At 71.9% G+C, this 13,519-nt stretch carries 14 protein-coding genes and 3 tRNA genes; 6 read left to right on the top strand and 11 right to left on the bottom strand.

The genetic code is table 11. The features are described 5' to 3' along the window. Window positions 1–10: 10 nt before the first annotated feature. Window positions 11–1,522, bottom strand: coding sequence for an MFS transporter (locus H7827_RS13545; protein WP_432745313.1), 1,512 nt, complete (start codon window positions 1,520–1,522; stop codon window positions 11–13). Between the two features lie 183 nt (window positions 1,523–1,705). Between H7827_RS13545 and H7827_RS13540 the strand changes: the two genes are divergently transcribed. Next, window positions 1,706–2,215 carry a MarR family winged helix-turn-helix transcriptional regulator gene (locus tag H7827_RS13540; RefSeq protein ID WP_432745311.1) on the top strand — a complete coding sequence of 170 codons (510 nt, stop codon included), beginning with the start codon at window positions 1,706–1,708 and terminating at the stop codon, window positions 2,213–2,215. Between the two features lie 198 nt (window positions 2,216–2,413). On the opposite strand, the gene H7827_RS13535 is transcribed toward H7827_RS13540, so the two are convergent. The 8 genes from H7827_RS13535 to H7827_RS13500 form a co-directional block, all read right to left on the bottom strand. Beyond that, window positions 2,414–3,019, bottom strand: a complete 606-nt coding sequence (locus H7827_RS13535) for a response regulator (protein WP_432745309.1) — start codon at window positions 3,017–3,019, stop codon at window positions 2,414–2,416. Beyond that, window positions 3,016–4,482: a sensor histidine kinase gene (locus H7827_RS13530; RefSeq protein ID WP_432745307.1), complete on the bottom strand. Its 1,467-nt coding sequence runs from the start codon at window positions 4,480–4,482 to the stop codon at window positions 3,016–3,018. Before H7827_RS13530 ends, H7827_RS13535 begins: the two co-directional genes overlap by 4 nt. Window positions 4,483–4,501: 19 nt before the next feature. Next, entirely contained in the window at window positions 4,502–5,305 is an 804-nt protein-coding gene (locus tag H7827_RS13525) for an ABC transporter permease (protein WP_200368624.1), read from the bottom strand. A 110-nt stretch (window positions 5,306–5,415) separates the two neighbouring features. Continuing rightward, entirely contained in the window at window positions 5,416–6,342 is a 927-nt protein-coding gene (locus H7827_RS13520; protein WP_386536995.1) for an ABC transporter ATP-binding protein, read from the bottom strand. Window positions 6,343–6,481: 139 nt separating this feature from the next. After that, window positions 6,482–6,554, bottom strand: a tRNA-Gly gene (locus tag H7827_RS13515). Between the two features lie 89 nt (window positions 6,555–6,643). Next, window positions 6,644–6,715 (bottom strand) — tRNA-Gly (locus H7827_RS13510). 49 nt (window positions 6,716–6,764) lie between these two features. Beyond that, a tRNA-Gly gene (locus H7827_RS13505) sits at window positions 6,765–6,836 on the bottom strand. A gap of 100 nt (window positions 6,837–6,936) precedes the next feature. Continuing rightward, entirely contained in the window at window positions 6,937–7,254 is a 318-nt protein-coding gene (locus tag H7827_RS13500; RefSeq protein ID WP_030733157.1) for a histone-like nucleoid-structuring protein Lsr2, read from the bottom strand. A gap of 411 nt (window positions 7,255–7,665) precedes the next feature. On the opposite strand from H7827_RS13500, the gene purS reads away from it, so the two are divergent. From purS to purL, 3 genes are read left to right on the top strand one after another with little or no spacing between them, the layout of a single operon-like run. Continuing rightward, window positions 7,666–7,932 carry a phosphoribosylformylglycinamidine synthase subunit PurS gene (purS, locus tag H7827_RS13495; RefSeq protein WP_200365723.1) on the top strand — a complete coding sequence of 89 codons (267 nt, stop codon included), beginning with the start codon at window positions 7,666–7,668 and terminating at the stop codon, window positions 7,930–7,932. After that, complete coding sequence (purQ, locus tag H7827_RS13490) at window positions 7,929–8,609, top strand: phosphoribosylformylglycinamidine synthase subunit PurQ (protein ID WP_200365722.1); 681 nt, start codon at window positions 7,929–7,931, stop codon at window positions 8,607–8,609. The genes purS and purQ overlap by 4 nt, the downstream gene beginning before the upstream one ends. Continuing rightward, the gene (gene purL / locus H7827_RS13485) at window positions 8,606–10,861 is read left to right on the top strand and encodes a phosphoribosylformylglycinamidine synthase subunit PurL (RefSeq protein WP_432745304.1); all 2,256 of its coding nucleotides are present in this window, start codon (window positions 8,606–8,608) and stop codon (window positions 10,859–10,861) included. The genes purQ and purL overlap by 4 nt, the downstream gene beginning before the upstream one ends. Window positions 10,862–10,915: 54 nt before the next feature. Here purL and H7827_RS13480 read toward each other — a convergent pair whose 3' ends face one another. Next, window positions 10,916–11,683: a sulfite exporter TauE/SafE family protein gene (locus H7827_RS13480; protein WP_432747984.1), complete on the bottom strand. Its 768-nt coding sequence runs from the start codon at window positions 11,681–11,683 to the stop codon at window positions 10,916–10,918. 71 nt (window positions 11,684–11,754) lie between these two features. On the opposite strand from H7827_RS13480, the gene H7827_RS13475 reads away from it, so the two are divergent. Continuing rightward, window positions 11,755–12,441: an ArsR/SmtB family transcription factor gene (locus H7827_RS13475; protein ID WP_386537000.1), complete on the top strand. Its 687-nt coding sequence runs from the start codon at window positions 11,755–11,757 to the stop codon at window positions 12,439–12,441. A 57-nt stretch (window positions 12,442–12,498) separates the two neighbouring features. On the opposite strand, the gene H7827_RS13470 is transcribed toward H7827_RS13475, so the two are convergent. Then, window positions 12,499–12,693: a hypothetical protein gene (locus tag H7827_RS13470; RefSeq protein WP_148236115.1), complete on the bottom strand. Its 195-nt coding sequence runs from the start codon at window positions 12,691–12,693 to the stop codon at window positions 12,499–12,501. A gap of 304 nt (window positions 12,694–12,997) precedes the next feature. On the opposite strand from H7827_RS13470, the gene H7827_RS13465 reads away from it, so the two are divergent. Further along, a complete protein-coding gene (locus H7827_RS13465) occupies window positions 12,998–13,408 on the top strand; it encodes a RidA family protein (protein ID WP_432745301.1) in 411 nt (136 codons plus the stop codon). Window positions 13,409–13,519 lie beyond the last annotated feature (111 nt).

Here is a 13,519-nt window from a genome sequence, read left to right as displayed (position 1 = left end):
CGGCCGCCCGTCAGCCGGCGGTGCGCGTGGCGGTACGGGCCAGGTTCTCCCCGGCCTCGGCGCTGTCCTGCGCCGCGTCGGCCTCCGGGGCCGCGCCCCGCGGTCGCGTCCCCGGGATGAACGCGGCGATCAGCGCGGCCAGCAGCGCCGCCCCGCAGGCGATGGCGAAGCCGGTGCGGAACCCGGTGAGCGAGGGCACCTCGGCCCCGCCGAAGGTGAGGGTGCTGTTCGCCAGCACCACGCCGATCGCGGCCCCCGCGGTGCTGGTGCCGATCGAGCGCATCAGGCTGTTCAGGCCGTTGGCGGAGGCGGTCTCGGAGACCGGGACGGCGCTCATGATCAGGGTGGGCATCGCCGCGTACGCGATGGCGATGCCGGAGGTGACCACGCAGGAGAAGACGATGACCTGCCAGACCTCGTCCAACATCACCAGGCCCAGCGCGTAACCGGCGGCGATGACGAGCGAGCCGAGGATGAGTGAGGTCTTGGGCCCCCGGGACTTGGTGATGACGGCCGACAGCGGCGAGAAGAGCATCATCATCAGCCCGCCGGGGGCCATCGCCAGTCCCGCGGCGAGCATGGTCTGGCCGAGCCCGTACCCGGTCTCCCGCGGCAGCTGGAGCAGCTGCGGCGCGATCAGCGACATCGCGTACATGGCGAACCCGATGACCAGCGCGGCGAGGTTGGTGAACAGCACCTGCGGCTTGGCGGTGGTGCGCAGGTCCACCAGCGGGTCGGGCGTGCGCAGCTCGTACCAGCCCCAGGCGAGCAGCACGAGCACGCCGGCGGCGAAGAGGCCCAGGGTGCTGCCGCTGCTCCAGCCCCAGTCGGCGCCCTTGGACAGCGCGAGCAGCAGGCAGACCAGGCCGATGCCGATGCCGGCCGAGCCGGCGAAGTCGAAGCGTCCGCGGGACCGTACCGGCGACTCGGGTACGTAGCGGGCGATCAGGACGAGGGCGAGCGCGGCGAGCGCGGCGGAGGCGTGGAACAGCACGTGCCAGTCGAAGTTCTGGGCCACCAGGGCGGCGGCGGGCAGTCCGAGCGCGCCGCCGATGCCCAGGGAGGCGCTCATCAGGGCCATCGAGGAGGCGACCCGCTCGGGTGGCATGACGTCGCGCATGATGCCGATGCCCAGCGGGATGAGGCCCATGCCGAAGCCCTGGAGGGCCCGTCCGGCGATCATCGGGAGGACCGAGTCGGACAGTGCGCACACCAGCGATCCGGCGATCAGCAGGCCGAGGTTGACGAAGATGATCCGGCGCTTGCCGAACATGTCGCCGAGCCGGCTGGTGGTGGGCATGGCGACGGCGGCGGCCAGGAGGGTGGCGGTGACCACCCAGGAGGCGTTGGCGGCGGTGGTGTCGAGCAGGACGGGCAGCTGGACGAGCAGCGGGATCACCAGGGTCTGCATCAGCGCCGTGACGATGCCGGAGAAGGCGAGGATCACGACGATGACGTTGGCTGACCCCTTGGCGCCGGGGGTGGGTGGCGCGGCGGGTGGTGGCGCGGTGGAGCTGGGCATGGGAAGGCGGCCTCCGGGCGGAGTGTGCGGGGGAGGAAGGGAAGGGAAACGGGGGCGGCGGGCGGGACGGCTCACGTCCCCTTCATGCAGCATACATACGATGTGCATCATGCATATTTCGTTGGAGTGTGGAACGCTCGGCCTTGGGGTTTTCTTGACGATCCGACCCAGGAGGTAACCGAGGTGGCCCAGTCGCGGGAACGGTTCGAGGGGCTGCAGCGCGAACTGCTGCTCCTGACCCGGTACGAGTTGTCCAGCCGGCAGCGCGACGGCGGCGCCGCCCTGGAGCGCTCGGCCCATCTGCTGCTGACCCGGCTCGCCGCCCAGGGCCCCATGACCATCGCCGAACTCGCCCAGGCCTTCGCCCTGGACACCTCCACCATCAACCGGCAGACCGCCGCCCTGCTCCGGGAGGGACTGGCCCGCCGGGTGCCCGACCCCGACGGCGGGATGGCCCGCCGCCTCCAGATGACCGAGGAGGGCGCGCGCCGGCTCGCGGACCGCGAACAGCGCAGCAGGGAGGGCCTGGCCGCGGTGCTCGCCGCATGGGACCCGGCGGACGTACAGGCCCTGGAGGAGTCACTCACCCGCTTCAACCAGAGCATCGAGGCCCGTACCGGACGCAGCTGGCCGCGCCCGGCGCAAGGGGGGCCCGCCGGAGCGGACGGGACCCCGGAGAACGCCGCCGGCTGAACCCGCCCGGGCCCGTCCGCCTACCGGTCGCGCTCCTCGGCCTCGCGCCGCGCGTCCTCCGCCCGGAAACCGCGCCAGGCGATCCAGGCCACCGTTCCGATGGAGATCGCGAAAACGATCAGGGTGGCAGTCGTCATGGTGCGGCGATCCCTTCGGTGGTGCGGCGGCGGGGCTCGGTCGGTACGGGTGGACGCACGGTCACAGCCAGCCGCGTTCCCGCGCCAGCCGTACGGCCGTGTGCCGGTTCTCGGCGTGCAGCTTGGCCGCCGCCGAGGAGAGGTAATTGCGTACGGTGCCCGGGGCCAGCGCCGCCCGTTCGGCGATCTCGCTGACCGGCGCCCCGTCGGCCGCCAGCTCCAGCAGCTCCGTCTCCCGGGCGGTCAGCGGCGAATCGCCCGCGCTGATGGCGTCCGCCGCCAGCTCCGGGTCAATGTAACGGACGCCGCCGTGCACCGTTCGGATGATTTCCGCCAGCCGCTGCGCCGACACCGTCTTCGGCAGGAACCCGCGCACCCCGGCGGACAGCGCCCGCTTCAGATGCCCGGGCCTGCCGTGCCCCGTCACGATCATGGTGGTGCATCCCGGCAGTTCCGTCCGCAGCCCGGCCGCCACCGTCACCCCGTCCGCACCCGGCATCTGGAGGTCGAGCACCGCCACATCCGGCCGGTGCGCCGCCGCCATGGCCAGCGCCTCGGGGCCCGAGGCGGCCTCCGCGACCACGACGAGGTCGTCCTCCAGCGAGAGCAGCGCGGCCAGCGCGCCCCGGATCAGATGCTCGTCGTCCGCCAGCAGCACCCTGATCACGCGCCCACCTCCCGGTCGCCGACGGGGCCCGGCAGCAGCGCCCCGTCCGGCGGCCCGGCCTCCCGCTCGCCGGTGTGCAGGGCCGTCCCCGGCTCCTCGCGCCCCGCAGCGTCCGTCGCCGCTTCCGTCGCCGCGCCCGTCCGCGACCGGGCCGCGGCACTCGCCGGGGAGGGCACCGGCACCGTCGCCGTGAGCCGGAACGAACCGCCCTTCCCGGCCCCGCCCCCAGCCCCGGCGGCACCGGACCCCGCGACCCCGCCCCCGTACGGTTCCGCCGTCAGCGTCCCGCCCAGCGCGCCCAGCCGGCCGCGCAGGCCCCGCAGCCCCGTACCGTCCGATCCACCGGGCGCCGCGCCCGCGCCCCGCACCCCGTCGTTCTCCATCTCCAGCACCGCCACGATCCCGCCCCGCGCCGGCGGCCGCAGCCGGATCACGCACACCGCCGCGTCCGCGTGCCGCAGCACGTTCGTGGTGCCCTCCCGCACCACCCACCCCAGCGCCGACTGCACGGCCACCGGCAGCTCCGTACTGCCCCCGTCCTCGATCCGGCAGCGGATCCCGGCCGCCTCCAGCACGCCGCGCGCCCCCGCCAGCTCCGCCTGGAGATCCGCCTCCCGGTAGCCGCGCACGACCTCGCGCATCTCCTGCTGCGACTCCCGCGCGATCCGCTGGACCTCCGTCATCTGCTCCACCGCCGCCGGCGACCCGCGCCGCGCCAGCTGTGCCGCCAGCTCGCTCTTGAGCGCGATCACCGACAGGTTCCGCCCCAGGACGTCGTGCATGTCCCGGCCGAACCGCAGCCGTTCCTCCGCGACCGCCAGCCGGGCCTCCGTCTCCCGCGCCGCGTCCAGCTTGTTCACCACCCGCAGCGTCCACGCCGTCACCCGGCAGGTGAACGCCATCAGCACCGACAGCCCTCCCGACAGGACCGCCAGCACCAGCGTCAGCTGCGTCGCCATCCCCGCCGCCGTGCCGCCGACGACCATCGCGCCCACCAGCACACCCAGCCCCGCCCACAGCTGCCGCTGCGACAGCAGCAGCGAAGGACCGGAGATCCCGAACGCCCACAGCGAGACCAGGGCGCCGACCGTCGTCTCCGGCGCCTGCCCCGCCGCCACCGACACGAACACCAGGGCCAGGATCAGCACCGTCACCACCGCGTGCGCGGCCAGCAGCCGCCCGGGCCGGATGACGCCGCGCCCCTCGGCCAGGTACCAGCGCAGCCCGACCCGGGTGAGCTGGATGTTGCACAGGCCGTGCAGCAGGATCAGCACCCCGATCCCGACCGCCGACAGCGGATGGCTGTTCGCGATCCACTGCGGCATGTTCAGCGGCACCGCGACCAGCTCCACCCCCGCGAAGGTGTACAGCGTGTACCGCGTGTAGTGATGCACCCGCGCCCGCTGGCTGCTGCCGATCAGCCGGTCCACCCAGCCGCCGCCACCCGGTGCCGCCGTCCCCATGCCGCTTCTCACATCCCTCTCACTGCCGCGGATCCCAGCGGAACCACCGCCGTACAGCAAACACCGACAGGCCGGTCCACACCACCGCCAGCACCAGCGCCAGACGGATCTCGCCGCCCGTCATCCCGCCCAGCCAGCCACCGCGCACCAGCTCCACCACCGGCGTCATCGGCAGCGCCCGGAAGACATTGGCCACCCCGTCCGGCAACCCGTCCAGCGGGACGAAGAGCCCGGAGGCCACCGCCGACAGCATGAAGAACGGCAGGCTGGTGATCTGCGCGCTCTCCACGGTCTTGGTGAACGCCGCCGTGACCGCCGCCAGCGCCACCATCATCACGATCCCGAGCAGCACCGCGACCACCAGCACCACCGGCTGGTCCGGCATCCCCACATCGAGGAACAGCGCCCCCGAGATCACCAGCAGGGCCACCTGCGCCAGCGCCAGCACCAGCGAGGGCAGCGCCGTACCGGTCAGGATCTCGGCGTCCGTCACCTCCCCGGTGCGCAGCCGCTTGAGCACCCGCTCCTCACGCCGCGCCACGTACGCCGTGATGGGGTTGAAGTACGCCACCAGCAGCAGGACGAACCCGATGCCGGCGGTCAGCACCATCTCCCCGACGCCCAGGCTGGTCCCCGTCGACTCCAGGTTGCCGGCCGAGACGTACGACACCAGCACCATGCCGACCGGCATCGCCAGGCTCATGAACAGCGCCGTGCGGTTGCGCAGCAGCAGCGTCAGCTCGGCACGCCCCAGCGAGCCCATCCGCCGCAGTGACGCCTTGCTGGGCATCCCCATCAGCAGCCGCCATGTCTCCGTGCTCATCCCCGCGTGCCGTTCGCCGCCACCGCCACCGGAGTGCGGCACGTGCCGCACCCCGCCGTGCGTCGCGGTGTCCGTCCCGCCCCGCGCGTCCTCGGTCCCCGTGCGCTGCTTCATGCTCCCGCCACCTCCAGAAAGACTTCCTCCAGCGAGGCCGAGCGGGCGTCCAGGTCCACCAGCTCCACCTCGGCGTCCCGCGCCCACAGCAGCACCTCGGTCAGCGCCCGCTGCAACTGGCGGGTACGGATCTCCACGCGCTGCCCGTCCGCCGCGGCCGGCACCGTCAGCGGCAGCCGCTCGGGCCCCACCCCCGGCGGCAGCGTGAACCGGATCCGGGCCGGCTGCGCCTCCAGGACCTCCCCGGTGGTTCCCGATACGACGATCCGTCCCTCCCGCATGATCGCCAGCCGGTCGGCGAGCACCTCCGCCTCCTCCAGGTAGTGCGTGGTCAGCAGCACCGTGGTCCCCGCGTCGCGCAGCTCGCTCACCAGCTGCCAGGTGCGCTGCCGCGCCTCCGGGTCCAGACCGGTGGTCGGCTCGTCGAGGAACAGCAGCTCGGGCCGCCCCATCAGCGCCATCGCCAGGTCCAGCCGCCGCCGTTCACCGCCGGACAGCTGCTTGACGCGGACATCCGCCCGGTCCGTGAGCCCCACCAGCTCCAGCGCCTCGGGCACCGGACGCGCCCCGGTGACGCAGCCGGCCCACATCCGCGCCGTCTCGGTCACCGTCAGGTCGGCCGGGAACCCGCCCTCCTGGAGCATCATCCCGATGTACGGGCGCACCCGGGCCCGCTGCCGGTACGGGTCGTGCCCGAAGACCCGCACCTCGCCGCCGGTCGCCGGGGCGAGCCCCTCCAGCAGCTCCAGGGTGGAGGTCTTGCCCGCGCCGTTGGTGCCCAGCAGCGCGTACAGCTCCCCCCGCCGCACCTCGAAGTCCATTCCCCGCACGGCCTCGAAGCCGTCGGGCCCCTCCGGGCCGTAGCGGCGGCGCAGTCCGCGCGCCTCGATCACCGTCGTCCCCCACGCATCACCCTTGGTCATGCCTCAAGGGTTCCGCCGCCGGGGCCCGGCTCCCACTGCCGACTGTCATGGATCCGTATGACGAATGTCAGATCGGGCGGGGCACGTGCGCCCCACAACGCCGAAGGGCCCGGTCTGTTGAGACCGGGCCCTTCATCTGAGCGGACGACGAGATTCGAACTCGCGACCCCAACCTTGGCAAGGTTGTGCTCTACCAGCTGAGCTACGTCCGCCTGGTTGCCCCGCCCGGGGCTTCCCGGGTGGTGCGGCACCTACTGTACCCGATCCCCGAGGGGGTCTTGTACCGAGTATGGAGATGCAGAGCGGGTGACAGGAATCGCACACTGCGCTTCCCCCTTGGAAAGGGGGCGTTCTACTACTGAACTACACCCGCATCTCCACCCGCTGGTGCGCATGACGGGCATACGCACCGGAGTGGATAGAGCGGGTGACAGGAATTGCACACTGCGCCTCCCTCTTGGAAAGAGGGTGTTCTACTACTGAACTACACCCGCGCATCCGCCTCGTTCGGGGCTTTTCCGGCCCCGCCCTTCGGCGTGATCCAGACTCTAGCCGATCACCCGGGGTCGTTGGCAAATCGGCCCAACGACCGGATCAGTGCGCCTCGTTGAAGGCGTCGTAGACCTTGCGCGGGATGCGTCCGCGGGCCGGTACGTCGAAGCCGTTGGACTCCGCCCAGGCGCGCACCGCGCGGGGGTCGGGAGCCACCGAGGTGTGGGTGAAGGTCCGGCCCGACTTGGCGCGCTTGCGGCCGGCCGTCACATAGGGGGCGAGGACGGTGCGGAGTTTCTCCGCGTTCTCCTCGCTGAGGTCGATCTCGTACGTCTTCCCGTCAAGCCCGAAAGCCACCGTTTCCGACGCTTCTCCGCCGTCGATGTCGTCGGAGAGGGTGACCACGACGCGCTGTGCCACGGATATCGGTCCTTTCGGCGGGTGCGTCCCCCGTGCCTGACGGCGACGACGGCGGCGACGGAGCCGGTCCTGGCCGGACCGCGCGCCGGTGTCGCGGGGGCGTTCCCATGATCGGGAGCAAGGTGCTGTACTGCTGTACGGCGGTGCCGCGTTCGTTATTTGTACATCGGCTGGCTTTTTCTGCGAAGCGCGAAGTCCCGGTGAGTGGAAATTCGGCCGCACGTGTCATGCCGCAATGGGGACCTTACGGTTTTCTCGCCGCTTCTTGCAGGGGTTTCCGTCCCCGATACCTGAACGTGACCGATTCATGCCAGAGGCGGGGCCGTCCGGCGTCAGGTCTACCCGTGTAGATTTGTCCGACAGGTACGCTGATGGGCAGCAGCGTCAGCACCAATCCCACCGGGAGTACCTGTGGCCCGCGTCGTAGTCGACGTCATGCTCAAGCCGGAGATCCTCGACCCCCAGGGCCAGGCCGTGCAACGCGCGCTGCCCCGGCTCGGGTTCGCCGGAATCTCCGATGTCCGCCAGGGCAAGCGCTTCGAGCTGGAGGTGGACGGCCCCGTCGATGAGGCCGCCCTCGCCCGTATCCGCGAGCTCGCCGAGACCTTCCTCGCCAACACGGTGATCGAAGACTTCGCCGTGCGCGTGGAAGAGAGCGCGGAAGAGGTCGCGCCGTGAGCACCCGTGTGGGAGTCGTCACCTTCCCCGGCTCGCTGGACGACCGCGACGCGCAGCGCGCGGTCCGGCTCGCCGGCGCCGAGCCGGTCGCCCTGTGGCACCGCGACACCAGCCTGCACCAGGTCGACGCGGTGATTCTGCCGGGCGGCTTCAGTTACGGGGATTATCTGCGCTGCGGTGCGATCGCCCGTTTCTCCCCGGTGATGGAAACCGTCATCGAGCAGGCCAGGGCCGGCCTTCCGGTCCTCGGGATCTGCAACGGCTTCCAGGTGCTGTGCGAATCGCACCTGCTGCCCGGTGCCCTCACCCGTAATGACCACCTGCATTTCATCTGCCGTGATCAGCGGCTGCGCGTCGAGAACGCCGCCACCGCCTGGACCGCCGACTACACGGCCGGCCAGGAGATCACCATCCCGCTGAAGAACGGCGAGGGCGGCTACGTCGCGGACGAGCGCACCCTCGACGAACTGGAGGCGGAGGGGCGCGTCGTCTTCCGCTACCTGGACGGCAACCCCAACGGCTCGCGCCGCGACATCGCCGGCGTGAGCAACGCCGCCGGCAACGTCGTCGGCCTGATGCCGCACCCCGAGCACGCCGTCGAGTCCCTCACCGGGCCGGGCACCGACGGCCTCGGCTTCTTCACCTCAGTCCTCAAGAAGATGGTCGCCGCCTCATGACGCTCGACACCGTCAAACACGCCGCCGACACCCCGGACACCGAGCTGCCGTGGGCCGAACTCGGCCTCAAGCAGGACGAGTACGAGCGCATCCGCGCCATCCTCGGCCGCCGCCCGACCGGCGCCGAGCTGGCCATGTACTCCGTGATGTGGTCCGAGCACTGCTCGTACAAGTCGAGCAAGGTCCACCTCAAGCAGTTCGGCGAGAAGGCCCCGCACTCCGACGCGCTGCTGGTCGGCATCGGTGAGCAGGCGGGCGTCGTGGACGTCGGCCAGGGCTACGCGGTCACCTTCAAGGTCGAGTCGCACAACCACCCCTCGTACGTCGAGCCGTACCAGGGCGCCGCCACCGGCATCGGCGGCATCGTCCGCGACATCATCGCGATGGGCGCCCGCCCGGTCGCCGTGATGGACCCGCTGCGCTTCGGCGCCGCGGACCACCCGGACACCAAGCGCGTGCTGCCCGGCGTCGTCTCCGGCATCGGCGGCTACGGCAACTGCCTGGGCCTGCCCAACATCGGCGGCGAGATCGTCTTCGACGACTGCTACCAGGGCAACCCGCTGGTCAACGCCCTGTGCGTGGGCGTCATGCGGCACGAGGACATCCACCTCGCCAAGGCGTCCGGCGCCGGCAACAAGGTCATCCTGTACGGCGCCCGCACCGGCGGCGACGGCATCGGCGGCGCCTCCATCCTCGCCTCGGAGACCTTCGAGGACGCGGACGGCAAGCCCGCCAAGCGCCCCGCCGTCCAGGTCGGCGACCCGTTCCAGGAGAAGCTGCTCATCGAGTCCACCCTGGAGCTGTTCGCCCAGGACCTGGTCGTGGGCATCCAGGACCTCGGCGCGGCCGGCCTGTCCTGCGCCACCTCCGAGCTGGCCTCCAACGGCTCCGGCGGCATGCGCGTCGAGCTCGACACGGTCCCGCTGCGCGACTCCTCCCTGTCGCCGGAGGAGATCCTGATGAGCGAGTCCCAGGAGCGCATGTGCGCGGTCGTCGAGCCGGAGAAGGTCGAGCGTTTCCTCGCGGTCTGCGAGAAGTGGGACGTGATCGCCACCGTCATCGGTGAGGTGACGGACGGCGACCGGCTGGAGATCTTCTGGCACGGCGAGCAGATCGTGGACGTGCCGCCGCGCACCGTCGCGCACGAGGGCCCGCTGCTGAACCGCCCGTACGCCCGCCCCGAGTGGCAGGACGCGCTCCAGGCGGACGACGCGGGCGCGCTGCCCAGGCCGGGGACCTCCGAGGAACTGCGCGAGCAGGTCGTGCGGCTGGTCTCCTCGCCCAACCAGGCGTCCAAGTCCTGGGTGACGGACCAGTACGACAAGTACGTCCTCGGTAACACGGTGCTGGCCCAGCCGGAGGACGGCGGGATGATCCGGATCGACGAGGAGACCAACCTCGGCGTCGCGATCGCCACCGACGGCAACGGCCGGTACGCGAAGCTCGACCCGTACGCGGGCGCGCAGCTGGCGTTCGCCGAGTCGTACCGCAACGTGGCCGCCACCGGCGCCAAGCCGCTGGCCGTGACCGACTGCCTGAACTTCGGCTCGCCCGAGGACCCGGCCGTGATGTGGCAGTTCGCCGAGGCCACCAGGGGCCTGGCGGACGCCTGCCAGACGCTGGGCACCCCGGTGACCGGCGGCAACGTCTCGCTGTACAACCAGACCGGCGAGCAGGCCATCCACCCGACGCCGGTGGTCGGTGTGCTCGGCGTGATCGACGACGTCACGCGCCGTACCCCGCACGCCTTCGAGGAGGCCGGGCAGCTGATCTACCTGCTCGGCGACACCCGGGCGGAGTTCGGCGGCTCGGCGTGGTCCCAGGTGATCCACAACCACCTGGGCGGCCTGCCGCCGAAGGTGGACCTGGAGCGCGAGCGGCTGCTGGCCGAGGTCCTGATCAACGCCTCCCGCGACGGCATGATCGACGCGGCGCACGACCTGTCGGACGGCGGTCTGGTCCAGGCGGTCACGGAGTCGGCGGTGGCCGGGGGAGTGGGCGCCCGCCTGGTCGTCCCGGACGGCCTGGACGCGTTCACCTTCCTCTTCTCCGAGTCGGCCGGCCGCGCGATCGTGGCCGTGCCGCGCAGCGAGGAGACCCGCTTCACCGACATGTGCGCGGCCCGTGGCCTTCCGGCCGCGCGGGTGGGCGTGGTCGACGGCGAGTCGATCGAGGTGCAGGGCGAGTTCGGCATCCCGCTGGCGGAGCTGCGCGAGGCGCGTGAGGCGACGCTGCCGGCGCTGTTCGGCTGAGCACACGAGCGTGGGACGGGGCCGGTACGGACGTACCGGCCCCGTCGTGCCGCGTCAGCGCAGGACCAGCTGCACGATCGCGACGGATCCGACCAGGACGATGAGCGTCCGCAGCACGGTCTGGCTGAGCCGCCGCCCGACCTTCGCGCCGAGCTGGCCGCCGATCGCGGAGCTGACGGCGAGCAGCGCCACGGTGGTCCAGTGGAAGTCGGCGAGGAAGAGGAAGAAGAGCGCGGCGACGCTGTTGACGAGGGCCGCCAGGACGTTCTTCACGGCGTTGAGCCGCTGCATGCTCTCGTCGAGCGTCATGCCCATCAGGGACATGTAGATGATCCCCTGGCCGGCCGCGAAGTAGCCGCCGTAGACGCTGGCGAGCGCGAGCCCGACGGACAGCGCCGGCCCGCCGTCGGGGTGGGCGGTGGAGCCGTCGCGTTCGCGACGCTCGCGCAGTTTCCGGCTGATCCGGGGCTGGAACACCACGAGGATCAGGGCGAGTCCCACCAGGACGGGCACAATCCGTTCGAAGGCGGAGGCCGGCAGCGCCAGCAGCAGCGCGGCGCCGGTCAGACCGCCGACGAGGGCTCCGGCCCCGAACTTGAGGAGGCGCGGGCGCTGCCCCCGCAGCTCCCGCCGGTAGCCGATGGCGCCGCTGATGGCGCCGGGGATCAGACCCATGGCGTTGGACACGGTGGCGGTCACGGGCGGCAGTCCGACCGCCAGCAGCACGGGGAAGGTGAGCAGCGTCCCGGAGCCGACCACGGCGTTGATGGCACCGGCGCCGAGGCCGGCGCTGAACACGGCGATCATCTCTCCCAGGGACATGTGCATGTTCGCGATCATAAAACCTGAACATTTCGGCGAGGACCGAAGGGTAGTGGGGCGACACTGGACACATGGACACCGCTCCTGACCTCGCCGCCGTCGCCCGGCTGCTGGCCGACGGCACCCGCGCCCGGATCTGCTGGGCCCTGCTCGACCGCCGCGCCTGGACGGCCACCGAGGTCGCCCGGCACGCCGCGGTGGCCGCCTCAACGGCCACCGAACACCTGAACCTGCTGGTGCGCGGCAACCTGCTCGCCGAGGAACGCCAGGGCCGGCACCGCTATGTACGGCTCGCCGACCCCCAGGTCGCCGACCTCATCGAGACCCTCGCCGCCCTCGCCCCCAACCGCGCCGCCCCCGTCCGCTCCCTGTCGGGTGTCCGCCGGCACGAGGCCCTGGCACGGGCCCGCACCTGTTACGACCACCTCGCGGGCGAGGTGGGGGTGGCCATCACGGACGCGATGACCGAGCGCGGGCTGCTGGACTGGCAGCAGGGCGTCCGGCTCACGGGTGACGGGGCGGTCTGGCTCGCCGAGGTGGGGATCACGCTTCCCGTCGTCCGCACGCGCCGCCCGCTGGTCCGCTCCTGCCTCGACTGGACCGAACGCCGCCCGCACCTGGCGGGCGTGGTGGGGGCGGCGCTGTGCCGCCACGCGTTCGAGTCGGCCTGGCTCACCCGTGACAAGTCCACCCGCGCGGTGACCGTGACGGACGCCGGCCGGGCCGCCCTGTCGGCGCAGCTGTCCCTGACGCTGTGAACGGTGAAGGGTGAACGGTGACGTCGGCGGTGACGCCGTACGCGGCCGGCCGTGCTCCTACGGCTCAGGGAAGCGCCGCAGCGGACAGTGCGGGCGGCAGGCGTACAACTGGTACCGGTACCCCCACCGGTCGAGCAGTGGCGGCCCCAGCCGCCGGGCCATGGCGCCCAGATAGCGATTGCACAGCACACAGCGGATGCCCATGAGCTGATGCGGCTGTAACCGGCGCAGGTCCGGCAGTGGCTCGGTCACGGTGCTCACCCCCTACGACGGGGCCCCGACCGCTCCCGGACCGCCTCGATGTGCCAGGTGCTGATGCGGTGATGAGCGACGGCGCGAATGAGACGGAGACGAAGAAGGCGACGGCGATGGCTACGAGCATGACATTCTTCGACCCCGCGCGACAGACCCACCGGAAGCGACCGGCGTCGGACGGCGCGGAACCGCCGCCCGCCGGGCGGGGTCCGGGCCGGTGACCCGCGAAAACCGGGGTGACAGCGGGCGCGCGGCCCGGCGACGATGAGGGCCCACGCCACCGTCGCCGAAGGACAGAGCCATGCCCCGCGCCGTCACGCTGATCCGTTCCGCCGAGCTCTCGGACGCCGCCGAGTACGCCTACGCGGCCACCGCTCCGGCCGAGGCCCGGCTGATCTTCCTGGCCGGTTCGTGCCCGCTGAACAAGGACGGCTCCACCGCGGTGGTCGGTGACCACGCCGGACAGGCGGCCGTGTGCGTGGAGAACCTGCGGATCGCGCTGGCCGCCGCGGGTGCCTCGCTGGAGGACGTCATCAGCACCAGGGTTCTCGTCGCCTCGTCCCGGCAGGCGGACCTCGTCGCCGCCTGGGAAGTGGTCCGGGACGCCTTCGGCGATCACGACGTGCCCAGCACGCTGTTGGGGGTCACGGTGCTGGGCTACGACGACCAGCTCGTCGAGATCGAGGCCGTGGCCGCCGTGCTCGACTCCTGAGCACGGGACACCACAGGCCGGACCGGCACCCCTCCCGCCTACGGCGCGATCCGGTCGTACAGGGCTAGGCAGCGCACACCCCCGGGGCGCACAATCTTTCGTCGCTTCACG

The sequence above is a fragment of the Streptomyces sp. JH002 genome (assembly GCF_050916115.1).
Taxonomy (GTDB): Bacteria; Actinomycetota; Actinomycetes; order Streptomycetales; family Streptomycetaceae; genus Streptomyces; species Streptomyces xiamenensis.
The sequence above is the reverse complement of the archived record's forward strand: the minus strand, read 5'-3'. Positions and strand labels throughout refer to the sequence as shown.